Raw genomic sequence first — 24,939 nt, forward strand, 5'->3', positions numbered from 1 at the left:
CAGCAAAAGATATTTCCGGTCGTGTGTTAGGTCGTAAATTAGAGTTACCAAGTGAAATAAAAACCGATTTCATGACCTATCTGCAGCGTAGTTTAGATGCCATCAAACAAGCTCAAACCGCAATCAATGAGCTCGATGAATTATTAGAAACAGGATTTCGCGGCCGTGAAGTCGATGTTGTTACTAAAATGATCGCCGAACTTGCACGAATTGAAGATGATACCGACACATTACAGATAAGACTTCGCCGTAAACTTTTAGAAGTAGAGCAACATCACAACCCTGTTGATATTATGTTTCTTTACCAAATAGTGGAATGGGTTGGACAACTTGCCGATCACTCTGAACTAATCGGCACGCAACTTGAACTTATCCTAGTTAGATAGCAACACTCAAAGGAACTATTATGGACATTTTATCTTCTTACGGCAGTATGTTAGTTATTTTTGCTGCCGCAGTGGGCTTTCTTATGGCCTGGGGTATTGGTGCAAACGATGTAGCCAATGCAATGGGCACCTCAGTCGGCTCAAAAGCACTGACTATCAAACAAGCAATAATTATTGCGATGATCTTTGAATTTGCCGGTGCTTATTTAGCAGGCGGAGAGGTAACATCCACTATCCGTAAGGGTATTATTGATGTGAGTTTCTATATTCATCAACCCGAATTATTAGTATTTGGGATGACAGCTGCACTATTGGCGGCTGGCACCTGGTTAATTATCGCGTCCTATTTTGGCTGGCCAGTATCAACCACGCACTCGATTGTCGGTGCTATCGTCGGGTTTTCTGCGGTCGGTGTTGGTATGGACAGTGTTGTCTGGAGTGGTGTGATTGCAATCATAGGTAGCTGGATTATTACACCGCTTATCTCCGGTATTATTGCTTACTTTATATTTATGAGCTCGCAAAAATTAATTTTTGATACTGACAATCCTATTCGCAATGCAAAACGCTATGTACCGGTTTATATGTTCCTTGCAGGTTTTATACTTTCGCTGGTAACCATTAAAAAAGGGTTAAAACATATCGGCTTACATTTCACCTCAAATGAAGCCTTGCTACTAGCTATCGCTGTTGGTGTGGTTATTGCGATTGTAGGTAAAATCTATATCAATCGCATAAAAATAGATCCACGCGCTGATAAAGACATGCATTTTGCCAATGTGGAAAAAATATTTGCTGTGTTAATGATTGTCACCGCTTGTGCGATGGCCTTTGCACATGGTTCAAACGATGTAGCCAACGCGATTGGGCCACTTGCTGCCGTTGTTAGCATTGTTGGCCATGATGGCGAAATAGCGAAAGAAGCTACCTTAGCTTGGTGGATTCTACCCTTAGGTGGCGTAGGTATCGTGCTTGGCTTAGCTATCTTTGGTAAGCGTGTTATGGCAACTATAGGTCAGGGTATTACCCACCTAACGCCAAGCCGTGGTTTTGCTGCTGAACTTGCCGCTGCTTCAACGGTTGTTATTGCATCCGGTACCGGGTTACCCATATCAACAACACAAACACTTGTTGGTGCAGTACTAGGGGTCGGCATGGCAAGAGGGATCGCCGCACTTAATCTCGGCGTGGTACGTAACATTGTTATTTCGTGGATTGTGACACTGCCGATTGGCGCTAGTCTATCGATTATATTCTTCTACATGTTAAAAGCTTTTTTTAGCTAACCAACCGTATCTGTAGATAAAATAAAGGGAGCGCAAGCTCTCTTTTGCGTTAACAAGCGTTGAGCTAAAATGAATAAGCTTTCAACTTCACCCATTAAATAGGGCGCCTCTCTACTCGCTGATTTTTGCATCTTGAGGTAGACTGTGTGTAGAATATCTTTTAACCCACTTTAGCTAACAGGATATTATCCTTTGAAAAAATTTAACACTATTCTTGGCATACTTTCACTAACGCTTTGTATGAATCTATTTGCAGCAACTCGTTATGTTAGTGACGAACTATTCATCTATCTTCACTCTGGCCCAAGCTTAGATTATCGCATTATCGGTACGCTTAAAGTCGGCGAGCCGGTGACAACCTTACAATACGATAGCAAGACTAAATTTATGCAGGTAAAGACTGAGGATAACAAAACAGGCTGGGTAAAAAACGCACAATTACAAGAATCATTACCCGCAAAAACCTTGTTACCGGAAATCAAACAGCAATTAGCGACAGCGCAGACAAAACTTGCCAATATAGCCCAAGAAAATGAGCAGATCTTGCAAGAACAAATGCAATCAATAACAGAAAAAGAAAAATTGCTCGCAATCATTGAAGATCTTAAGGCGCAAAATCTCGAATTGGACCTGCTGCAGGATACAAAAGATGAACGGATTAAAATGGAATGGATGATGTATGGGGGCAGCGTACTATTCTTCGGTCTCTTAATTGGCCTGATTCTTCCTTTCTTGCCGCGCCGTAAAAAAAATAAGAACAATTGGTAGATTAACTACCTGACCTATTAATAACAATAAGTAAACGCATTTTTAAGTGCGTTTTACTTATTATTTACAGGGTCTAAAAACCCTGCCAATCATTGAGTGACTCTAAACTAAAACTTTGTCGCCCTAAACGAAAGATGGTTCGATTCGCCTGAATCTCAACAACTTGGATTTGTCCTGAACTGTCAAACTGTTTCTCAACTAAATCCTCATTATTAATCCGAATCCAACGATCTTTTGCAACTGAAGAATACATATGCGAGTCATAACTTATGGCGGGCACTTTCTCCTGAAACTCACGACTCATCTGATAAATATCACGACCGTCACCGCTATCCTCGCGCGTTGGCTCAACGATCTCTTTATCTTCAATGTCACTCATTACTAATGCGTTTTCAAAGCGTTGCTGCAGATCGGCGGAAGTCTCACTATAGTCTATCTGATCCTTGTTGTTTTCTACTGACGCTTGTGGTTTCTCTGCCGAAACGACCAAAGGAAGTTGCTCCTTTGGTGCAGCGTCGATCTCTTGGTTATCTAGCCCCTGCTTGGGCTGCACTGCATCGATCGCAGCTAATGGTTTTTCTATTTGGACAGCCTCTGGCAGAGGCTTCAGATCAAAGCTGATTTTACTTACCAACTTCTCTTCTGCTTTTTTAGGAATAGCTGGTACCTCTTTCTTTTCACTGTCCATAAGCGCAATCGGGGAGGTAAATAAAGTTGCCTTTTGCGCTTCATTTATAGGTTTTACTAACAGGTAGATAACCATAGCGAGCAAACTTATAATCACTAATGATGAGGAAAACAGTGCCACCTTCCATTTTAGGCTGCCAGAATCTTTTTCAATAAAAGCAGACATAGTGTGCAACTGCTCTGATTTTTGTTTTTGTAACGCACGTAAAATCGTCGACATTAGTGTTCATCCTGCATTAATCGGGGTAAGTCTGGGTTTAATTGTTGCATCAGAAGCATTAACGTACGAGCACCAACAATACCATCATCACTGAGATTATTGTTACTTTGAAACTGTTTTACTTGCTCTAATAATTGCAAATCAAAGCGCGGATTGTTAGTTGGCTGGCGATAATTAATTTTATCGAATTGGTTATTCAACCAAGCAATCTGTTTATTTTCCGCTCCAAATTTAAGAGGTTTATCGACAATAAAGGGCGCTTTCCACAATAAGGTTATTCCACCATTCCAATACTCTTTTAACCAAGCTTCTGAGACCTCGATAGTTTGATCTGCGATCAGTAATTGATAGTTATCAGACGCTTTATAAATGACCACATAAAGGTATTTTTCCCCATTTATTAATTTAATCACCGCAGGATAATTTAATTGCTTTAGTTTTTGCAAACTACTGTTTGTGGAATAACAGGATAACAATGCCACGCTTCCCTGTTCGCAACTAACACTGCGGACTTCTGTTTGGTATCCCCACACCGCATATAAGTCAGTTAAAGCATTTGCAAAAGTTATATTGTCTACATTCAATTGCGGGTAAGCATCAAACCAATCAAGCGCTTCAGGAATATCCGGCTGCTCATTTTCAATCGGAGCAATTGGTTCTATTCTATCTGTTAGCTCTGTTAACGGTGCTTTTGGCTCACTCCATTGAGCTATAATTGGCACGGCCTGAAACAGGGTAAATAGCGTCAAAAAAGCCACCAGCATTAATCGCCAGCTGTTTTTAAAGACACCGCCAAACGATCCACGGGTCTCGGAGATCGCCATTTCATGGCCAGCTTTCTTAACCATTTGTGCGCTGACTTTTAGTGAGTTTTGTGAATATGCACATAACAAACTGCGATCGCTTAACAGATTAATTAAACGCGGGATCCCCTGACTTATTTTAAATATTTGTGTCACTGCAGCACGTTCAAAAATAGGGAAGCTTGCCCCTGCGACATTTAAACGGTGCTGAATATAATATTCGCTTTCTTGGCGAGTAAGGGGCAGCAAGTGGTACCGGGCAGTGATCCTTTGCGCAAGCTGACGTAACTCAGTTTGCTTTAATTTTTGCTGCAGTTCAGTCTGACCTATCAGAATAACCTGTAACGGTTTTTTATTATTCGATTCTATATTGGTTAATAAACGCAGCTGCTCTAATACCGAAAAGCTTAAGTGCTGCGCTTCATCAATCAGTACAATTGCACCTCTTCCCGACAAAAGATTGCTCATCATCCACGTCGTTAACGCATCAAATAACAGTTTTAAGCTGGGATTATCCTGCTTATATTCAATCTTAAACTCATCACAAATAGATGCGAGTAATTCAATTTCGGTTAATGCCGGGTTTAAAATAAAGGCGACATCGGTATTGGTGGGCATATTTTGCAGTAAAGAGCGGCAAACCGTTGTTTTACCAGTGCCCACTTCCCCGGTTAATAAAACAAACCCACCGTTGCCCTGCAGACCATAATTTAAATGCGCCAGCGCTTCCTTGTGGCGATCACTTAGAAAGAGAAAATCAGGATCCGGCGAAATTGAAAAAGGCTGTTCTTTTAAAGAAAAGAAATCTTGATACATAAAGAAGTCCCAAACAAATAGTGATGACGGTGTTAATTGCATATATACCCATGTTACCTCAAGATGCAAAATCAGCAAGCCAAATGGTACTTAGATGCTAGGCATAAAATTGAAGTATAGTTACTCTACATTGAGATTTTATAACGACGCAGATGAGTACAATTTGGCTTGCCCTGCGGGGGCTCAGCTCGAAAACCAGTATTGCGTTACAGCATTCGGTAGGGAACAACCATTACCTTGATGCTGCGCCTTATTCTGGCCTCCGAGCTGAGTCCTGATAAAGCATATTGAGGTATCATGGGTATAATAACTAAATAAGTGATAAAGAGGGAAAACAATGCAAGTATTTTTAGTCGGTGGTGCAGTTCGAGATCAATTATTGCAACTTAAAGTGAAAGATCGCGATTATGTGGTGATCGGCAGTAACCCGGAAACACTTTTACAATTAGGGTATCAGCAGGTGGGAAAAGATTTCCCTGTCTTTTTACACCCAAAAACAGGCGAAGAATATGCACTGGCCCGCACTGAGCGTAAACAGGGTTCCGGCTATACCGGTTTTTCCTGCTACGCGGGAGAAGATGTTACGCTGAACGATGACTTACAGCGTCGAGACTTAACCATTAATGCAATTGCACAGTCGCAGCAAGGCGAACTGATTGACCCTTATAACGGCTTAGCAGATCTGAAAAACAAAAAACTTCGCCATATTTCCCCCGCATTCAGTGAAGATCCCCTGCGCGTTCTGCGCGTGGCACGTTTTGCCGCACGTTTTTATCAACTCGGCTTTACTATTGCACCGGAAACCCTCGCTTTGATGCAGCAATTAACCCAAAGTGGTGAATTAAATCACTTAACAGCTGAGCGCATTTGGCTGGAAACAGCAAAAGCACTACAAACGGATAGTCCACAAATCTATTTCGAGGTGCTGCGCGAGTGTGGCGCACTGGCCATTTTATTCCCTGAAATTGATGCGCTGTTTGGCATTCCCGGGCCGGCAAAATGGCACCCTGAAATTGATACGGGTATCCATACGCTGATGGTGGTTGAACAGGCGGCTAAACTCTCTGACTCCCTCGCTTTTCGTTTTGCCTGCTTAGTGCATGATCTTGGTAAAGCACTCACCCCCAAGGAAAATTGGCCAAGCCATAAAGGCCATGGTTTTCTTGGCTTAGAAACAATCAAGGCCTTATGTTTGCGCCTTAAAGTTCCCAACGAATGCCGTGACCTAGCTCTGCTAGTGAGTGAGCATCATACTGTTATCCATAATGCCTTTGAGTTAAAAGCTGCAACCTTAATTAAATTGATGGATAAAAATGATGCTTGGCGTAAACCGCAGCGATTTTTACAGATGCTGCAATGCTGTGTTGCCGATTCAAAGGGGAGAACGGGATTTGAAGAAAAGGAGTACCCGAGCGCAGATTATATCTGGCAGGCGTTTCAGCTTGCCGCGCAGGTAGATGTCCAGAATATTATCAAGCAGGGTTTTAAAGGTGCAGAAATTAAACAGGCCTTATTAGAGGCCCGTATTTTAGTGGTTAAGCAATACCAGGAAAAAGTACGCCAAGCGGGGCAGGCGTAGCCCCAAGCGCTTGCTTATACTGTCGCCAAAATATAAAAGAGCGCGCCGCCGAGCAGTAAACGGTAGATAACAAACGGCATCATGCCCACTTTATTAAGCAATAGTAAAAATCCGTGAATACATAAAAGCGCACTGGCAAAGGAGATACCCGCACCAAGATACAATGCTCCCCAATCCACATATTCATCAGACATTATGAATTTGAGCAGATCATAGCCTGAAGCCATAGAAATAATCGGGATCGACATAAGAAATGAGAAGCGAGCGGCGGCATTGCGTGTTAACCCGAACATAAGACCTGCGGTAATAGTGATCCCAGAACGAGACGTTCCCGGAATCAAAGCAAGTACCTGCGCAAGACCAATCAGAATAGCCCCTTTAATACCGGTTTGATATTCTGTTTTTAGTTGCTGCGCGTTAGCATCCGCCCACCAAAGCAGCAGGCCAAAAACAGTTGTCGTTATCGCAATGACATAACCGCTGCGCAGATAAGTTTCCACTAGCGATTTTCCAAAAAAACCCACCAAAGCAGCCGGGATCGTAGACCAGATAATCCACCATGCGAGACGGCTGTCTTGTGTTTTTGCTTTGCCTCGCAAGGAGCCGAACCAGGCCCGTGACATATTGACAACTTCAACGCGGAAGTAAATTATAACAGCCGCAAGCGTGCCGATATTAAGTATCAAATCAAATGCTAAACCTTGATCTTGCCAACCGAACAGTTGTGAGGGCAAAATCAGATGTGCGGAGCTGGAAATAGGTAAAAACTCGGTTAAACCCTGAATCAAGGCGAGGACAACAATTTCAAGTAAGGACATTTTTATTCTCTATCTGTATAGGTATTATAGTTATAAACGAAAAGTTAAAGCGCAATATCAACCAGCCATAATTTTTGCTTCTCTTTGGGGTAATTAGACCACAATGTTTGCAGCGTTTGCCCTAAAACGGGGTGTATTAATAACGGCGCCAATTCGGCTAACGGTTTTAATACAAAGGCATTTTTAGTTATTTCATCGCGTGGTAGATCAATGCTTTTATCAATCAGCTGATCATATAAAAGCAGATCTAAATCCAGGGTTCTCGGCGCAAACTTAATCGCGTTTTCGGGGCGGCCATGTTTGAATTCAATCGCTTTTAATTGCGCAATCAGGGCTTGTGGCGTCAGAGTCGTATGCAGACCAACCACTAAGTTATAAAAATTGCCTCCGGTAAATCCCACCGCTTCACTTTCATAAACAGACGATATGCACAATTCACCAAAGGCAAGGTTTAACGAGGCTAAGCCCCGCTGGATACTCTCCAGTTTATTAATACTTGAGCCGATGCCGATAAAAACGTCCGCCACTAGCGAGTACCGCGCTCTATCTGCACACCTAAGCTTTGCGCTTTGGGTAATGCCCCCGGTTTGTGTAAGGTTACTCTAATCCACGGCACAGAGAACTCTGTCATAATAAGCGCCGCAACGGATTCCGCCATGGTTTCAATCAGTTCGAACTGATTAGTTTGGGCAAACTGACTGACCCTTTGTGATACGCTAAAATAATTAAGCGCTAAATTGATATCATCACTTGCGGCGGCGGGTTTGTTATCAAATGCCATCTCTAAATCAAAATAGAGCTTTTGCTGCAGTGATTTTTCCCAGTCGTACACACCAATAGTGCTAATAACTTCTAACTGTTTAATAAAAACAATATCCATTCTGAAAACCTTTAAAACGCTATCACTTACACAAAAATCCACGTACTATCAAAGAGCAATTAATATCAATGGACTGTAAAAATGCTGTATTTTACCTGATCGAGAAGAAATAAATACAAATGATTATCCTGACCACCCTATTATTTATTGTTTGCGCCTACCTGTTTGGCGGCCTTAACGGGGCGATATTATTATGTCGTCTTAAGGGGTGGCCAGATCCCCGTCTGCAGGGCTCTAAAAACCCAGGGGCGACCAATATGCTGCGCCTGCATCACGCGCAAGCCGCCAGTGCCGTGCTTATATTTGACCTTTTAAAAGGTACCCTGCCCGTTTACCTCGCTTATTTTTTTGGTTATCAACCGGTGATCATTGGCTTTGTCGGCATTGCCACTTGCTTAGGCCATATTTTCCCGCCCTATTTTCAATTTAAAGGCGGCAAGGGTGTCGCCACGGGTCTGGGTACATTACTGCCTTTAGGTATGGATATGACCGGCTTACTTGTTTTAACCTGGCTGCTGACCGTAGCGGCCAGCGGTTATGCCTCTTTAGCCGCTATTATCACCGCCATTGCCGCGCCTTTTTTTGTTGACCATTTAAAGCCTGAATATACGCTCCCCGTCATAATGCTTTCAGTATTAATCCTTCTTCGTCATATCAGCAATATTCGCCGTTTGTTCATGGGCAAAGAGAAAAAAATAGTGAACTGGAAACAATAATTCAGATAAAGAGATTGGTAGTTACAAACAACCCCGTTATAATTAACATTTTTACAACATAAATAAAGATCTGGAGTCTGTCGTGCACCTGAGTAACCGTATCCCCCTGCTAATCACCTTAGCAATGAGCTTGATTAGCGCGCCGAGTTTCGCACAAGATCTTTCTGAAGCTGCCGTTGCTAAGCGCATCGCCCCAGTGGGCAGTGTTTATCTCGATGGTGGAATAGTAACTGCGCAGCAAAGCACTGTTGCCGATGAGCCTGCCGGGCCACGAACAGGCGAGAAGATTTACAATACTTACTGTGTTGCCTGTCATGCCACAGGTGCAGCTGGCGCCCCCCTTAAAGGTAACGTGCAGGCATGGCAGCCACGTATTGCACAAGGCAAGAATATATTAATAAAACATGCGACAGAGGGTTTTAATGCGATGCCTGCAAGAGGCACCTGTGCCGATTGCAGTGATGATGAGATTGCAGCTACCGTTGAATTCTTAATACAAGGGATTTAGTTAACATCCAGATCTTTTTTTAAAAACCACCTTCTGGTGGTTTTTTTGTATCTGATTTTTATTAATAACCGTTAGTGCAGAAGGTGTGAAATGAAAGAAGATAAGATAAACTCAGTTTTTACAAAATAAAAAGAGGTTAATATGCGCTTATTACACACCATGTTACGTGTTGCTGATTTACAAAAATCGATCGATTTTTACACCCATATTTTAGATATGAAATTAATTCGTCAGTCTGAAAATGCCGACTATAAATATACATTAGCTTTTCTGGGTTATGGTGATGAGTCAAATTCAACCGTGCTTGAGCTGACCTATAACTGGGAAAACAGCAGCTATGATTTGGGTAATGCTTATGGCCATATCGCGATTGAAACAGATGATATTTATGCAACCTGCGATAAAATCAAAGCGATGGGCGGGCAAATCACACGTGAAGCAGGCCCTGTAAAAGGCGGTACAACAGTGATCGCTTTTGTTAAAGATCCTGACGGTTATATGATTGAACTTATTAATAAAAAAGATGCAGGAAAAGGGCTGGGTTAAGCTAGCATAATAAGACCTCTCTTATGAGAGGTCTTATATAAAATAGATCGTAACTATTTTGGTAAGAAACCGATGCGGTCATAAACTTTCGCTAGTGTCACACTCGCACGTTCACGCGCTTTTACAGCCCCGACACGCGCAATTTCTTGCAAGGCTTGCTCATCTGCACGCAACTCTCTAAAACGCGCTTGTATTGGCTCTAATAATTCAACAACCGCTTCTGCCGTATCTTTCTTTAGATGGCCATACATTTTATCTTCATATTCAGGAATTAACTGTTCGATTGATTTGCCGGTTGAGCATGAAAGCAGTGTTAACAGGTTAGACACGCCGGGTTTTTCAGTCGTATCAAAATAGATACGTGCCTGCTCATCAGAGTCGGTTTCAGCACTTTTTATTTTCTTTAAAATGACCTTAGGATCTTCTAATAAGCCAATGAAATTTTTACTGTTATCATCTGACTTGGACATCTTTTTAGTTGGCTCCTGCAAGCTCATAATACGGGCGCCATGCTTAGGAATAGCGGGCTCAGGAACAACAAAGGTATCGCCATAAGCATTGTTAAAACGGATCGCAATATCACGCGCCAATTCAAGATGCTTCTGATCACTACCGACGGGAATACTAGTAGGATTATAAAGTAAGATATCGGCAGCCATTAACACTGGGTAACTAAATAAACCCGCGTTAATATTAGTAATATTTTTTTGTGATTTATCTTTAAACTGTGTCATACGGTTTAATTCGCCCATCTGCGTATGACAGTTCAAAATCCATGAAAGCTCAGCATGCTCAGGGACTTGCGACTGAATAAACATAGTGCTTTTTTGCGGATCAATACCGACAGCTTGATACATTGCTAAACCGTCATAAATAGCAGAGCGCAATGCAATCGGATCTTGGCGTACTGTAATTGCGTGCAGGTCAACTAAGCAGTACAAGCAGTCATGCGTTTCTTGCATCATCACCCATTGACGCAACGCGCCCATATAATTGCCTATAGTTAATCCACCAGAGGGTTGGCAGCCACTTAATACGATTGGTTTAGTCATCTTCTTTCCTTGCCCTACTGCTACAGCAGATCTAATAATTCGTTGAATTGATTAATAATAAAGTCTGGATTAAGTGTTGATACCGGCTCGCCATAGTTATAACCATAAGTAAGCGCTATGGTGCGCACATTAGCGTTTTGTCCGGCTAAAATATCATTACGGGAATCACCCACCATAACGGTTTGCTCTTTACTGACAGAGAAGTGTTCACAGGCAAAATTAACCTGTATCGGATCGGGCTTATTTCTGCTCAGCGTATCGCCACCGAGCAACAGATCGAACTTGTCGGCAATATTAAAGCCAGCCAACAGATCCGGTAGAAACTGCTCTGCTTTATTGGTGATTAATGCCGTTTTGTAGCCTTTCTTTTTTAATGCGCTTAGTGTTTCAGCAACGCCATCATATAAACCAGAAGCACTATTCAAATAATACTGGTAGTGTTTTTCAAATGAAGCTAACGCGCAGATAAAAAACGCCTGATCATAGGCTGTTTGAGTGACATGATTAAGCGCACGTTCAACTAATTTAGGTAAACCGTTGCCAACCCATGTTTTAATCTCCCGCTCTGAACAATGTGCGAGCTGATGCTCATCAAGCATCGCATTAAGTGCCAGACGTAAATCCGGGACACTATCAACTAGCGTCCCGTCCAGATCAAAGCAGATAAGCTTAATATTACAAAGGGGCATCAATATGGCCTTAAACAGTGGCTAATTCACTGCGCATTTCATCAATCACTACTTTGTAATCGGGCTGATTGAAGATAGCAGAGCCCGCTACAAACATATCGGCACCCGCTTCTGCAATCTCTTTGATATTGTCAGTTTTAACACCACCATCGACTTGCAGGCGAATATCGCGACCACTGCTTTTAATGAGCGCCTTTACCTGACGTAATTTTTCCAGTGTATGCGGTATAAATGATTGCCCGCCAAAACCTGGATTAACAGACATCAGTAAAACAACATCTAATCTATCCATCACATGGGTTAAAACATCCAGCGATGTGGCCGGGTTTAAAACCAGGCCTGCTTTACAGCCATGATCTTTAATCAGTTGTAAGCTGCGATCAACATGGTCGGAAGCTTCCGGGTGAAAAGTGATAATTGATGCGCCTGCTTTAGCAAACTCAACAATCATAGTATCAACAGGTTTAACCATCAGATGCACATCAATTGGCGCTGTTATACCGTATTCACGTAGTGCTTTACAAACCATAGGTCCAATCGTTAAATTAGGTACATAATGATTATCCATCACGTCAAAATGGACCACATCGGCACCATCGTTTAGTACTTTTGCTACATCTTCGCCTAAACGCGCAAAATCGGCAGAAAGAATTGAAGGGGCGATTAAATAGTCGGTCATGGTTTGTTTCCTGTTTCAAAATTGAGCGCTTATTCTACCGAAGCAAAAGCCTACGGACTATTTTTTATTTTATTGTTTTGTTGCGCGGCAAGCTTTTGATCTGCCCCAAATAGCGCAAATATCTCACCAACCGGCAAGCGCGTTGATGACTGGCTACTAATTGTTCGTGAGACCTGTATTTTATCACACAGGGCATCTCGATAGAGCTCTTGCGTCAAAGTATTATCGTGGTTACTTAGTAACACGCTGCACTTTGACTCTCTTGCCAATTTTGCCAGATTAGCTTGATCATCTAAGGTGAAACCATCACTCGAGTAGCATGTAAATGACGCACTTTTACTCAGTGGTACATAAGGAGGATCACAGTAAAGCACATCATCATCACGTAAATACTTAAACAGTTTCTGATAGGATTTGCAGATAAAGGTTGCCTTTTTAGCTTTTTCAGCAAAAAAGATCAGCTCTTTTTCTGGAAAGTAGGGTTTTTTATAGCGCCCGAAAGGCACATTAAAGCCCCCGCTTTTGTTATAACGGCATAGTCCGTTGTAACCATGACGATTCATATAAAGAAATAGCAAGGAGCGTTTATATAAATCTGTGCAGTCATTAAATTCAGCACGAAGCTGATAATAGGTCGCCTCATCATTAAACTTATCCTGAAAATAATACTTTGCATCAACAATAAACTGCTTGGGTCTACGCTTAATGATTTTATACATTTCAATTAAATCAGGATTAATATCATTAAGCAGATATTCATCAAAATCACTGTTTAGAAAAACCGAGGCAGCCCCCACAAAAGGTTCAATTAATCTTCTTCCTTTGGGTAAACGTTGGTTAATCTGCTCTGTTAGTGAGAATTTACCACCCGCCCATTTGAGAAATGATCTGTTCTTTTTATTCATTATTTAATCTCAAATCCTGATGAACAAGCTGATATTTTTTTATCCACACGTCCATATTTGCCAATGAACCCGGTAGGGTTTTACTCGCCTTTTTAGCCGACAGCAGACTATCATAGTCGCCAAAAATAACCACATACCAGGGTTTATTATTACGTATCGTTCGATAAATATAAACGCTCGGTTGCGGTAAATTATGTGCCGATACAAACTGTTGAAAAGATTCTTCAGTTGCAAATCCAGATAACTGCAAGGTGAAATGTGCAGGCGCTACCGCTAATAATTGTGCGGGTGCAGTAAAAATGGAGCTTTGCTCTTTATCAATAACTTCATTTTCATTTTTTACCTGTGGGGTGATCTCTGCTTTTCGCTCTATATTATCGAGCATGATATTTTTAGTTTCTGGCTCACTTTCCGCCGTATCCTGCATTTCTGCTATAGCGGACTCTGGCTCACTTACTTGCTGAATATTATCTAATGAAGCATCAATCTCAGCAGATTTTTCTTCGCTTTGAATTATTTCAACCTTTGCCATGATCGGCTGCGCTTGAGTCTCTTTAATTGCTTCAAGGTCTGTAGCTGGCTCTTTTTCCAGATTGGTTAAATTTAATATATCCTGATCAGAAATAACAACTCGTTCGACGCTTGCATCACTTATTCCAACTGCCAGCTGGTTATCATTTATTTCTGTTGTTGTTTTGTTTGACCAATTGCCTGCTAGTTTTTCCACCAATTCGGGGACTTCCTTAGCATCACTGGTAACTAACTGAGTTTCACTTATCTCTTCTAATAAAACAGTTTCATTTTCAATGATTTCTTCAATTTCAATTGCGGGTTCTAACGGCTTGAAAAATTTAGGGTAAAGATAATTCGCCAGACCAGCCACGGTAATCAGCAGAAAAAACATTAACAGAATGGCTGGCAAACGTATTTTCAACCAAGAGAGTTCATTATCTTCAAATTCACCTGCGCTTATTTGCTCTGCCAAGGTAATTATTTTTTGAGGTATGCCAGCACACGCGGTCAACTGCTTCTGCAACGCATCTTGATGTTGTATTTTCGGTTGGTACTGCTCTTGTTTGAAAATATGATTTAATAAAGAGGTAGCTTCATCGTTTGTAAGTGCCTCTAATTTAAAATCTAAACAGGCACATTGTCGGTCATGATCCACTCTAGCTGCATTTATAGATGCGCGCATTCTGTGATTATCATTTTCAGATGCGAGTAATAAAACATTAATGTCACTTTCACCAAACTGCTCTTTATGAACAATGATTTCCCGCAGTTCCATTAACAGATCTGCTGAAAGATAATCTGCATGATCCAAAATAATTAAACGTGGTACATCCCTGTTCTGCTTCTCTTGCAGCAATGACATTGAGGTAAACAAGCTATCCTGTGCATCAAATAGCGGCTGTTTATACAGCTGCATTATGATTTTCTCTCTTATTTTTGAATCTGATAATTTATCATTGAGCTGTATAAAAACCTGCTGAATATCGCCAGGAAGTTTATTGGAAAGTTGCTCTATCAGGGTACTTTTACCCGAGCCTTGTTCGCCAGAGACAAAAATAAGAGAGGAGGATAAATAAATAAGGTGCTGCAGCCGATCGATCAACTGCAATTGAGACGGAAGAGAGATTAATTGACGTTCAACCATCTTTATTAGCGCTCGGTAACACGACGAAGCACTGCTTCGCTGACATTATCAAATAACTCACTGCTGCCGATAGAGGTAGGTAGAACCAGACGTAACTTGCCATTTAGTACTTTTTTATCAAGTAACATATGCTCAGCATATTGGGCATATTTCATATTTTCTGGTGGCGTCAGCGGTAAATCAAACTGCTTGATTAAAGAGCTCATCTTATCAACTTGTGAGCGATCAATTAACCCCATAATAAGGGCGGTTTCCGCTGCTAAAATCATCCCTACTGCAACGGCTTCGCCATGTAACCAATTGCCGTACCCCTGCTCTGCCTCAATCGCATGACCAAATGTATGGCCAAGGTTTAGCAATGCACGTATGCCCTTTTCCTTTTCATCCAGCGAAACAACTTCTGCTTTAATTTCACAGCAGCGTTTAATCATATAAGTGAGCGAGTCGGCCTGTAGCGTTTTAATATTCTCGACGTTATCTTCTAACCAAGTGAAAAAAGAGTGATCGTAAATAATGCCATATTTAATTACCTCGGCCATGCCTGCTGCAAACTCACGGGCAGGTAAGGTTTTGAGGCAATTTATATCGATAATAACAGCTTGAGGTTGATAAAATGCGCCAATCATATTTTTGCCAAGAGGATGATTGACCGCAGTTTTCCCCCCTACAGAAGAGTCTACTTGTGATAAAACAGTGGTCGGCACTTGAACAAATGGCACTCCGCGCTGATAACAAGCAGCAGCAAATCCCGCCATATCACCGATCACTCCACCACCAAGCGCAATAACAGTAGTGTCACGCCCATGTTTTTTAGCAAGTAGCCCAGTTAAAATAGTTTCAAATGTAGAGAGGTTTTTATACTTTTCACCATCAGGTAAAATGATCTCATCAATTTGAAACGCTTTTAAGGTATCTTTGCAAATTTGCAAGTAGAGCGGAGCAACAATATCATTAGTAACAATCATCACTTTTTTGCCAGTTATCGCACTGGAAAACAGTTCCGACTGCTCAAGCAAGCCTTCTCCAATTGAAATTGGGTAGCTGCGGTCGCCTAAATCAACAATTAACTTATCCATTAGAAATCCAGCAATGCGATAATTTGACTCGCAACAACCTTCGCGCTCTGTTCATCTGTTTCAATGGTATAATCTGCAACTTCATCGTACAAAATATTACGCTTTTCAGCTAAAGACTCCAGCACAGAACGCGGATCTTCAGTTTGCAGTAATGGTCGGCGTTTGTCTTTTAGTGTCCGCGCTAGCTGTTTGTTGACACTTGTTTTTAAATAAACAACAATCCCTCTAGCAGACAAATGGGCTCTATTTTCAGGGCGAATAACTGCGCCGCCACCCGTTGCTAAAACGATACCGTGTTTTTGTGTTAATTCGTCAATCATCTCTTCTTCACGATTGCGGAAACCTTCTTCGCCTTCAACATCAAAAACCCATGCGATATCTGCACCAGTTTTTTTCTCGATCTCAGCATCTGAGTCATGAAAATTAAGATGTAACATTTGTGCTAAATGACGACCTATTGTGCTTTTACCAGCCCCCATTGGGCCAATCAAGAAAATATTACGTTGCTCTGCCATGTTGAATTATTACTCAAGTGATTAATTACTGGGAAGCCCCTTTATAAAAAAGAAGTGTCGTGCATTATCGCAATTGTTAATAACTTATTGCAAGCCTATCAAACAAATAAGCCTGAATATTAATTTCAGGCTTATTTTTGCTTTTGCAGCTTTTGATGAAAAAGAGTAGATTAATATGTAGTTTGCATTACGATACGCGGTGTTACAAAAATTAACAATTCAGACTTTGCACTCTCTTCAATAGTTGTTCTAAATAAATATCCTAGATAGGGTATATCACCTAATACTGGCACCTTAGTGACTGAATTGGTGACCCGCTGCTGGTAAATACCACCCAATACAAGGGTTTCTCCATTTTCAACTAAAACCTGAGTACCAATCTCTTGCGTATCAATTGATACAGCCGTGCCGGTACCCGTTGGAATGATCTCACCTTTAGAGTCTTGGGTAATAACAAGATCTAAAATGACTTTATTGTCCGGCGTTATTTGTGGTGTTACACGTAAACTTAGCACCGCTTTTTTAAAGCTAACTGAAGTTGCACCCGAAGAAGCTGCCTCTACGTATGGAATTTCCGCACCCTGCTCAATATAAGCCGTTTGCTGATTTGCTGTTGTGATACGCGGGCTAGCGATAATTTCAGCTTTATTCTCTTTTTCTAAAGCAGAAAGCTCTAAATCTAATATCTGCCCATCGGCTAATTTAGCCACTTGAAAAGCAATAGTACCCGCTGCCCCTGTAACAGGAAGATTAACATTTAGGCGATCTGCAATATCCCCAGTAGTTCCTCCATTGGCAGATTCAGTGCCTTCTAATGAGCCGGATGTCGCACTACTACCACCAGTAGCGGTTGCACCCCATTTTATTCCCAGCTCTTCACCAACAGAATCACTTACTGTTACCATACGCGCTTCAATCACAACTTGGCGCACTGGAATATCTAACACTTCAACCATCTCTTTCACTGCGTCAATAACGCTTGCAGTATCTTTTAATAAAACAGTATTGGTTCGCGTATCCGTACTGACTGAGCCACGCGCAGAGAGTAGACTGCTATTACCGCTGGACAGCAGATTCGCAATGTCCCCTGCTTTAGCGTAATTAATTTGGATGAATTCTGCATAAAGTGGCGCTAAATCGGCAACTTCTTTTTCTGTCTCTAACTGTTCCCGTTCCTTAGCTGCTAACTCAGCGGCAGGAGCAATCATAAGAACATTACCATCCATTCGTTTACCAAGACCTTTAACTTTTAAGATAATATCAAGCGCCTGTTCCCATGGCACATCATCTAAACGTAAGGTGATATTACCGCTAACAGAATCGGTAATAACCAAATTAAAACCGTTAAAATCAGCAATTAACTGCAATACCGTACGGACAGGAATATCTTGGAAATTAAGAGAAATTGCTTTACCTTGATAAACACTTTCTTTTTGATCTTTTGGCTTTTCTGACACTTCAATCATAAATAAAGTATCTAATTGGTCATAGCGATAGTTATAATTATCTTTAATATCAAAAACAAAGCGGGTTTTACCATCCTCTTTAAATGTTTCAACTTTTTCTACAACGGTTGCAAAATCAACAACATCCATAATATACAAAAATTCATTCGGGATGTAAGTACTCTGGAACTCCGCAATTAACTGCTGATCTCTGCGTCGGATATCTACAGCAACACTTGAATTGTCAAGGTACACAAGCAATTTCCCTTGCCCCTCAGAGCCCCGTTTAAAATCAATTGATTTTATGCTGTTTACATAACCTTTAGGCGCTTCCATAATAGTTGCAGATATTGCATCAGCCTTAACATCTTCCTTAACATCGGCTTTTGCTACCGCTACCATTTGACTGCCGCCATCTTGCGAAACAGCGGCGGCCAATGCCACCTCAACATCACTATTAGCAGCCACTTCTGGGGTGACATCTCCGAAACGAATATAGAGATGCTTTCCTTCGTTTACGACTCGATAAGGCATTAACATATCAAGTGAAATAATTAAGCGCAGCCCATCAGTAGTTCGTTCAGTTGCTACCGTATCGACCCCATTTTTTTTGATTTTAATTGGGTTAAGTTTAAGCACTGAACTGGCGTCATCTACATCCACAACAAGTTTATTGGGACGGTAGTGAAGCTTAGACGCATAGCCGCTAATCGCCTCGTTAAATTCAAACTTTAGCTCGAATTTATTATCAATCAATGGATTTACATTTAGTTTAATAAGTTGTGATTCAGCAAACACCACTGAAGAGAAGAACAATCCCACCATAAAAAAAATGGTCGACACTTGCTTTAGATTTATATTTTTCATGCGCTTAATTTCATCCCTGCTTTAATATCATTCAGACTGCAACTTGATTTGAGTAATGCGCTCTTGCCAACAGCCATCTCTATCTGAAGCCAATTCGAGTAATTCAACTTCATTCTTAGTTACTTTTAAAACTTTTCCATGATTTAATCCCAGATAATAACCAGGCTTAACCTTGTATAATTCGCCCCCCGAAACTTGCACAAGCGCCCAGAGCTCATCATCAATACGTAATGTACCCCGCATAATCAGATTATCAAGAGAATACATCTCTAGAGGTTGCTTTTTACGCTCAAAATTTGGCTGAGGACAACTTTTAGGCGTATTTTTTGTCGGTGCAACAACTTCAGCTTTCGGTTCAGAAAATGGATTTCGCCCATCTCCTTGAGTGAAAACAATGGGTTCAATTTTCTTTAAGGCAGGCACCTTATCGTTAATTGGGTAAATTTGAGATTTAGTTTTAACAACAAATTCACTTAAATCATCAACCTTGACCTCCACACATGAAAACAGTGGCAGGGTAATAAGTAACAGAATAAAAATTCTCATTTATCCCCCTTATAACGATATGTTTTGGCAATAACATTCAAAGTTAATGAATCATTTGCTCCTTTTGCTAACCTTATATTGTCCAGAATAACAATGCGCGGTAAAGCCGCAATATCAGCGGCAAACTTACCAATTTGCTGATAACTGCCAACAACTTGAATACTAATCGGAACCTCAACTGAAAGCTCATGATCTTTGACCACTCCCCAGTTAATGCTTCTGAACTGTAAACCGTTGTTGGAACCGATAAAGCTAATATCATCGAGTAAGCTCGCAACTTCTTTATTACTGGGTAGTTTATTCAATAAGCCATCAAAAATAACATTAATTTCAGCCATCTGAGCACGGTAAGCTTCTAAATTTGCTGACAATGCGGCTTTGATCTTAAATTGATTTTTTAGCGTAATCTCTTCTTTCTTAACGCTTTGCAATTGTTCTAATTGAGGCGTTGTAACATAATAGAAAAAAGCGCCACTAAGAATAACGCACACAATGGCGATAAACACAGCGCGATAAAGTGCTGGCCAGCTACCCACAGTTTCAAAATCCAATTCATTTAAGTCCATTATTTCTCCCCCTTGATTTCAGGGATAACTGTAAATTTCATGGCAAATTTACTTAATTTAATAGGTTTTGAGGGCCCGGCAACAATTGAACTGATTTCAGAACCTCCCAACCAACCAGATGCATCAATATTTCTCATCATTTTCGCTAAACGGTTATTTGATTCACTCATACCAACGACATCGACCTGCTCATCAGAAAACTGCACATTGTTTAAATAAATACCTACGGGAACAACCTCAACTAAGCTATTAAACAGATGGGTTGCATAGTTACGTTTTTCTTCTAATTGTTGAATCACATTAATACGCTTTTCAAGCTCCGCTTTTTCTTTCTTAATTTGACGAACCTCAGCAATACGGCGATCTATAACAAGGGTTTCCTTTTGTAAAAATTCATTCCGAGCCTCTTGTGCACCAATCAATGCTTCGACATACATTTTCCCCGCATAAGAGAGCCCGAGTACTACGGCAGCGCTCAGCGCTAATACCACAAAAAATTCCTTTTTCTTTTTCTTTTTGTAGTCATCCCGCCACGGCAATAAATTAATATGAGACATTACTGAACTCCTCTTAATGCTAATCCGAGTGCCGTCATATATTTTACGCCAACCTCACGAAGTAAAAGTTTATCGGCTTCATTCTTATACTCAAAACCAATAAAGGGATCGGCAACTTCAACATAGAGATCTAACTCTTCAGATAATTGCGTTACGAGTTCAGGCATTAATTGACAACCGCCAGTTAAAATTAGTTTTTCAACCTGGATATTATTGGGGGCGTTGGTAAACATCCGTAAGTCAAAGCGCAAATGATTAACCGTCATATTTACAAAAGGGGCGATAACATCAATATCGCAGTCCACAGGCCAATTATGGTCGATTTTTATTTTTTCCGCTTCGTTAAATTTAAAACCATAATGATCAGCCATCATTTGAGTGCAAATAGCACCACCATGATTTTTAGAACGAGAAAAAATCACACTACCTTGATGCATAATATTAAGCATCATTTGTGATGCGCCAATATCTACAACAGCAACACCTCTGTCGTAATCTTCGCGTGCGAATAAGAGTTCGCAGGCTCTTGCTAATGCATGGCTAGCAACATCAACGATTTTCACTTTTAAATTGGCAGCTTCAACACAATCAACTTGCGATAACACCGTTTCTTTTCGCGCGGCGCTTATTAATACATTATTTAATTCTTTACTATTAACATTCTGAGCGAGAACTTCAAAATCCAAAAATATTTCATCCAATGGAAAAGGAATGCTACTTTCTGCCTCAAGCTCAACCTGAGCTTCTAGTTCTAACTCACTCAGCTCTGCACTCATTGGAATTACTTTTGTAATAACATCCGCGCCCGTTACGGCAATCGCAACATTTTTATACGCACTAGGGAAGTTTTTCCGTAATTGGTTAATAACTTGAGTTAGCTTGGTAATATCTTCAAAATGATTATCAACAATCAGCCCTTTTGCAATAGGAGCCTCTGCAACAGCATCTATTTGAAAAGTTCCCTTACCCTTCGATATGGCAATTGCTTTGATAGAATTTGAACCGAAATCGATTCCAATTAAAGCATCTAAATTCATCTTTTTCATATTTTCAAACATACCACCCTTGCCATAATAAATTTAATAAGCGAATTATTAATTTTCGTGGCTAATAATAAGTCTAAAATCATGAACTTCCAAGCTTGTAAGCTATTATTCCGCTGTAACTCCCAAAATATCACTATATACTGTGCGTCGGATCTAAGAAACATCAACTTAAATGAATTAATTACAGCAATATTTAAGGTATATACAAAATGATTAAATGGATAAAACGCATTTTCTTAGCTTCTATTATTATTGGGTTAGCGGGAATTGGGACAATAATTACTATTTACTACCAAGTTAAAACTGATTTACCTGATGTCGCTTCGATAAAAGACATTCGGCTTCAAGTCCCTATGAAAGTATTCAGTATTGATGGCGAGCTAATTTCTCAGTTTGGAGAAAAACGTCGTATTCCCCTTACAATAGAAGAAATCCCTGAAAAATTAATTCAGGCCTTTATTGCGACCGAAGATAGCCGCTATTATCAACATTACGGTATTGATCCAATCGGCATTATTCGTGCGGCAATGGTTTACGCCTCAACCGGCACAGCAAAACAAGGCGCCAGCACTATTACCCAGCAGGTCGCGCGCAATTTCTTTTTAACCCGCGAAAAAACATTTATACGTAAAATAAAAGAAATTTTTATTGCTATTCAAATTGAACAAATATTAAGCAAAGATGAAATTTTAATGCTCTACCTGAATAAAATATATTTGGGCCACCGCTCATACGGTGTCGGTGCCGCTGCTCAAGTATATTATGGGAAAACAGTCTCTGAGTTAACCTTATCGGAAATAGCTATACTTGCAGGTTTACCCAAAGCCCCTTCTCACTTAAATCCAATCTATTCTCCAGAAAATGCCAAAAATCGTCGCAACACTGTATTAGCGCGTATGTTGGATGAATCATATATTACGCAGAGTAAATATGAAGAGACTGTTAATAGCCCCATAACAGCTACATACCATGGTGCAGAAATCACTTTATCAGCACACTATGTGGCCGAACTGGCACGTAGTAAACTTGTTGAGCTTTACGGTGAAGAGCGTAGCTATAATGATGGGTTTAACGTTTATACAACTATTAATAAATTATCTCAGGAAGCTGCCAATAAAGCACTTATAAACAATTTACATGAATATGATAAGCGCCATGGTTACAGAGGTGCAAGCAAAAAATTGTGGGAGGCCCCTGCCAACAATTGGAGCGGAAAAGAAATTACAGCAAGCCTACAAACGCAGCCAAATTTTGGCGATTTACAACCAGCTGTTGTTATCGAGGTGAATGAGAAATCGATTAAAGTAATCAGCAAGCACAACGAAGGGAAGATACAAGAGATCACTTGGGATGGGTTAAGTTGGGCTCGTCCTTTTATAAGTGATTCTGCTCAAGGCGATGAGCCGGAAAAGGCAGCTGATATAGTTGCAGTGGGTGAACAAATTTGGGTGCGCCAGATAGGAAAGGTATTAGAGCTATCACAATATCCTGATGCAAGTGCAGCCTTTGTATCCCTAAATCCACAAGATGGTGCGATTACCTCTCTGGTGGGTGGGTTCAGTTTTGTACAAAGTAAATTTAATCGTGCGACGCAAGCAAAACGTCAAGTAGGCTCAAACATTAAACCCTTCATTTACTCCGCCGCACTCGATAATGGCTATACGCTTGCGACATTAGTTAATGACGCACCAATTACCCAATGGAGCGGTAGCAAAGCCTGGCGTCCTAAAAACTCCCCAGAAGTATACGCTGGTCCTATTCGCTTACGACGTGGGCTTGGCCAATCTAAAAATGTTGTTTCTGTACGCTTGGTACAAGATCTCGGTATAGAAAAAGTTATCAATCAGCTTGGAAAGTTTGGTTTCAATAAAGAGGAGTTACCACACAGTTACTCGATTGCGCTTGGCTCTGCATCCATAACACCTCTAGAGCTGGTAACAGGTTATGCCATTATCGCCAACGGTGGCTTTAAAATAGAGCCTTATATCATAGAGCGAATTGAAGATGCCTATGGTACGGTGCTTTATCAAACAAGCCCTAAAATCGTCTGCAGGTACTGCACTAGGTTATATGAGAAACAATACTCAACAGAAAAACTTTTCATTGAGCAAATCAAAGAGGGTGGAATAACAGATCTATGCTCAATTTCACCAGTTAGTGAAGAGCAGATTGCACCATCTGCAATCAGTGAAGAAACTGCATTTTTAACGCGCGAATTGCTTAATAGCGCCGTTTTCGGAGGGGGCAATTGGCAGCATAAGACTGGTTGGAATGGAACAGGCTGGCGAGCGTCACGAGATCTAGATCGTAAAGATATCGGTGGAAAAACTGGCACCACAAATGACTCAAAAGACGCTTGGTTCTCTGGATATGTGGGTAATACAGTGGCCACATCATGGGTGGGTTTTGATAATTTTGATCGTGATTTAGGTAGAGCAAGCTATAACAATAATCTAGATAAAGAACAAAGATATGGCGGTGAATTTGGTGCTGTAACCGCGCTACCTGCATGGATAGAATTTATGCAAGACACCACTGCATCAGAGCCTGCCATCTTTCCTGAAAAGCCCATGAGTATTACGACCGCTCGTATCGATCTCGCGACAGGATTACTGACTTATAAAACAGATTATACAACACGTTTTGAGTACTTTAAAAACGGTTCAGTGCCAAGCGAATATGTTGAGCAACGTGCGTTTATTAAAGAAGACGATTCTAAAGGCAAAAAAACTGCCGAAGACGAACTATTTTGATTAAAAATAGGCCGCTTAGAATGGCTTGATTAGAAGGTGATTTAGTACGATTGGGTTAAACTACTTGATTCTAGATGTTAATAGCAAAATAATTTATGATCAAGTTGGCCCATTTTGTTTTTTTTAACCCTTTTTACTTGGGGAAATGGGTATCTAGAAAGTTATCCCATCCCCATCATAATTGATCAAGACAGCCGGAATGCCTTCGGCATACTTTTTATCCCTCCAGTCCTCCAAAGAAGGACTGGAGGTTTAAGTTGCCTAGCTCGCTCGTGACACCTTGCTGCAGCAAAATCGCACCGACTATAACCTCTTTTGATACCTCCTACTGCAGATTGTCTACCTTCCAAATCCTCGAGTAGGTAAAACACAAATCGTTATTGGCCGCTTGGCGATGGTTAGGACTCGTAGAGCTAATCCGCTCATACCCCTTTGCTGCCGCAAAATTCGCCCTACTATCACATGGGAATACCCCCTTGCATTGCAGTCCCTTGAACAAGGTTTAAGGAAACAAAATGCAACGATAAGGGTTCGCAGAATTCACCCGCTCGTACCACATCGCTGTCGCGATAC

25 protein-coding genes are annotated in these 24,939 nt (G+C 40.9%); 8 read left to right on the top strand and 17 right to left on the bottom strand.

Annotated features, from left to right (window positions below; genetic code table 11):
• The 3 genes from ACJAT7_RS10480 to ACJAT7_RS10490 all read left to right on the top strand — a co-directional run.
• Positions 1-386 (top strand): DUF47 family protein (locus tag ACJAT7_RS10480; protein WP_415226747.1); only part of this gene is annotated, 386 nt, incomplete at its 5' end.
• Between the two features lie 20 nt (positions 387-406).
• Positions 407-1,672, top strand: coding sequence for an inorganic phosphate transporter (locus ACJAT7_RS10485; RefSeq protein ID WP_415226748.1), 1,266 nt, complete (start codon positions 407-409; stop codon positions 1,670-1,672).
• A 192-nt stretch (positions 1,673-1,864) separates the two neighbouring features.
• Entirely contained in the window at positions 1,865-2,440 is a 576-nt protein-coding gene (locus ACJAT7_RS10490; protein ID WP_415226749.1) for a TIGR04211 family SH3 domain-containing protein, read from the top strand.
• Positions 2,441-2,513: 73 nt separating this feature from the next.
• On the opposite strand, the gene ACJAT7_RS10495 is transcribed toward ACJAT7_RS10490, so the two are convergent.
• Both ACJAT7_RS10495 and ACJAT7_RS10500 read right to left on the bottom strand, forming a co-directional pair.
• Entirely contained in the window at positions 2,514-3,347 is an 834-nt protein-coding gene (locus tag ACJAT7_RS10495) for a general secretion pathway protein GspB (RefSeq protein ID WP_415226750.1), read from the bottom strand.
• A complete protein-coding gene (locus ACJAT7_RS10500; RefSeq protein ID WP_415226751.1) occupies positions 3,347-5,008 on the bottom strand; it encodes an AAA family ATPase in 1,662 nt (553 codons plus the stop codon). The genes ACJAT7_RS10495 and ACJAT7_RS10500 overlap by 1 nt, the downstream gene beginning before the upstream one ends.
• Positions 5,009-5,303: 295 nt before the next feature.
• Here ACJAT7_RS10500 and ACJAT7_RS10505 point away from each other — a divergent pair, with 295 nt between their 5' ends.
• Entirely contained in the window at positions 5,304-6,545 is a 1,242-nt protein-coding gene (locus ACJAT7_RS10505) for a multifunctional CCA addition/repair protein (RefSeq protein ID WP_415226752.1), read from the top strand.
• Between the two features lie 14 nt (positions 6,546-6,559).
• Here the strand turns inward: ACJAT7_RS10505 and ACJAT7_RS10510 are convergent, their stop codons facing one another.
• The 3 genes from ACJAT7_RS10510 to folB are packed head-to-tail and all read right to left on the bottom strand — an operon-like array spanning position 6,560 to position 8,243.
• Positions 6,560-7,363 (bottom strand): undecaprenyl-diphosphate phosphatase, encoded by an 804-nt coding sequence (locus ACJAT7_RS10510; protein WP_415226753.1) that lies wholly within the window; start codon positions 7,361-7,363, stop codon positions 6,560-6,562.
• A 44-nt stretch (positions 7,364-7,407) separates the two neighbouring features.
• Positions 7,408-7,890, bottom strand: coding sequence for a 2-amino-4-hydroxy-6-hydroxymethyldihydropteridine diphosphokinase (folK, locus tag ACJAT7_RS10515; protein WP_415226754.1), 483 nt, complete (start codon positions 7,888-7,890; stop codon positions 7,408-7,410).
• Positions 7,890-8,243 carry a dihydroneopterin aldolase gene (gene folB / locus ACJAT7_RS10520; protein WP_415226755.1) on the bottom strand — a complete coding sequence of 118 codons (354 nt, stop codon included), beginning with the start codon at positions 8,241-8,243 and terminating at the stop codon, positions 7,890-7,892. The genes folK and folB overlap by 1 nt, the downstream gene beginning before the upstream one ends.
• A gap of 119 nt (positions 8,244-8,362) precedes the next feature.
• On the opposite strand from folB, the gene plsY reads away from it, so the two are divergent.
• The 3 genes from plsY (at position 8,363) to gloA (ending at position 10,013) form a co-directional block, all read left to right on the top strand.
• The gene (gene plsY / locus ACJAT7_RS10525; protein ID WP_415226756.1) at positions 8,363-8,959 is read left to right on the top strand and encodes a glycerol-3-phosphate 1-O-acyltransferase PlsY; all 597 of its coding nucleotides are present in this window, start codon (positions 8,363-8,365) and stop codon (positions 8,957-8,959) included.
• 82 nt (positions 8,960-9,041) lie between these two features.
• Entirely contained in the window at positions 9,042-9,467 is a 426-nt protein-coding gene (locus tag ACJAT7_RS10530) for a c-type cytochrome (protein ID WP_415226757.1), read from the top strand.
• A 141-nt stretch (positions 9,468-9,608) separates the two neighbouring features.
• Positions 9,609-10,013, top strand: a complete 405-nt coding sequence (gene gloA / locus ACJAT7_RS10535) for a lactoylglutathione lyase (RefSeq protein WP_415226758.1) — start codon at positions 9,609-9,611, stop codon at positions 10,011-10,013.
• 53 nt (positions 10,014-10,066) lie between these two features.
• On the opposite strand, the gene trpS is transcribed toward gloA, so the two are convergent.
• From trpS to ACJAT7_RS10595, 12 genes are all read right to left on the bottom strand, one after another.
• The gene (trpS, locus tag ACJAT7_RS10540) at positions 10,067-11,065 is read right to left on the bottom strand and encodes a tryptophan--tRNA ligase (RefSeq protein WP_415226759.1); all 999 of its coding nucleotides are present in this window, start codon (positions 11,063-11,065) and stop codon (positions 10,067-10,069) included.
• Positions 11,066-11,085: 20 nt separating this feature from the next.
• Positions 11,086-11,754 carry a phosphoglycolate phosphatase gene (locus ACJAT7_RS10545; RefSeq protein ID WP_415226760.1) on the bottom strand — a complete coding sequence of 223 codons (669 nt, stop codon included), beginning with the start codon at positions 11,752-11,754 and terminating at the stop codon, positions 11,086-11,088.
• Positions 11,755-11,764: 10 nt separating this feature from the next.
• Positions 11,765-12,433 (bottom strand): ribulose-phosphate 3-epimerase, encoded by a 669-nt coding sequence (gene rpe, locus ACJAT7_RS10550; protein WP_415226761.1) that lies wholly within the window; start codon positions 12,431-12,433, stop codon positions 11,765-11,767.
• A gap of 50 nt (positions 12,434-12,483) precedes the next feature.
• Complete coding sequence (locus ACJAT7_RS10555; RefSeq protein WP_415226762.1) at positions 12,484-13,338, bottom strand: Dam family site-specific DNA-(adenine-N6)-methyltransferase; 855 nt, start codon at positions 13,336-13,338, stop codon at positions 12,484-12,486.
• Positions 13,331-14,995 carry an AAA family ATPase gene (locus ACJAT7_RS10560; protein ID WP_415226763.1) on the bottom strand — a complete coding sequence of 555 codons (1,665 nt, stop codon included), beginning with the start codon at positions 14,993-14,995 and terminating at the stop codon, positions 13,331-13,333. Before ACJAT7_RS10560 ends, ACJAT7_RS10555 begins: the two co-directional genes overlap by 8 nt.
• Positions 14,996-15,000: 5 nt before the next feature.
• A complete protein-coding gene (gene aroB / locus ACJAT7_RS10565) occupies positions 15,001-16,071 on the bottom strand; it encodes a 3-dehydroquinate synthase (protein WP_415226764.1) in 1,071 nt (356 codons plus the stop codon).
• Positions 16,071-16,586, bottom strand: coding sequence for a shikimate kinase AroK (gene aroK / locus ACJAT7_RS10570; RefSeq protein ID WP_415226765.1), 516 nt, complete (start codon positions 16,584-16,586; stop codon positions 16,071-16,073). Before aroK ends, aroB begins: the two co-directional genes overlap by 1 nt.
• Positions 16,587-16,756: 170 nt before the next feature.
• Positions 16,757-18,898, bottom strand: a complete 2,142-nt coding sequence (locus tag ACJAT7_RS10575) for a type IV pilus secretin PilQ (protein ID WP_415226766.1) — start codon at positions 18,896-18,898, stop codon at positions 16,757-16,759.
• Between the two features lie 27 nt (positions 18,899-18,925).
• Positions 18,926-19,444: a pilus assembly protein PilP gene (locus ACJAT7_RS10580; protein ID WP_415226767.1), complete on the bottom strand. Its 519-nt coding sequence runs from the start codon at positions 19,442-19,444 to the stop codon at positions 18,926-18,928.
• Complete coding sequence (locus ACJAT7_RS10585) at positions 19,441-20,010, bottom strand: type 4a pilus biogenesis protein PilO (protein ID WP_415226768.1); 570 nt, start codon at positions 20,008-20,010, stop codon at positions 19,441-19,443. Before ACJAT7_RS10585 ends, ACJAT7_RS10580 begins: the two co-directional genes overlap by 4 nt.
• The gene (locus ACJAT7_RS10590) at positions 20,010-20,567 is read right to left on the bottom strand and encodes a PilN domain-containing protein (protein ID WP_415226769.1); all 558 of its coding nucleotides are present in this window, start codon (positions 20,565-20,567) and stop codon (positions 20,010-20,012) included. The genes ACJAT7_RS10585 and ACJAT7_RS10590 overlap by 1 nt, the downstream gene beginning before the upstream one ends.
• Positions 20,567-21,625 carry a pilus assembly protein PilM gene (locus ACJAT7_RS10595; RefSeq protein WP_415226770.1) on the bottom strand — a complete coding sequence of 353 codons (1,059 nt, stop codon included), beginning with the start codon at positions 21,623-21,625 and terminating at the stop codon, positions 20,567-20,569. The genes ACJAT7_RS10590 and ACJAT7_RS10595 overlap by 1 nt, the downstream gene beginning before the upstream one ends.
• A 197-nt stretch (positions 21,626-21,822) precedes the next feature.
• Between ACJAT7_RS10595 and ACJAT7_RS10600 the strand changes: the two genes are divergently transcribed.
• Positions 21,823-24,366 carry a penicillin-binding protein 1A gene (locus ACJAT7_RS10600; protein WP_415226771.1) on the top strand — a complete coding sequence of 848 codons (2,544 nt, stop codon included), beginning with the start codon at positions 21,823-21,825 and terminating at the stop codon, positions 24,364-24,366.
• Positions 24,367-24,939: the final 573 nt, after the last annotated feature.

Origin of the sequence: Psychromonas sp. (assembly GCF_047632995.1) — a bacterium.
Lineage (GTDB): Bacteria > Pseudomonadota > Gammaproteobacteria > Enterobacterales > Psychromonadaceae > Psychromonas.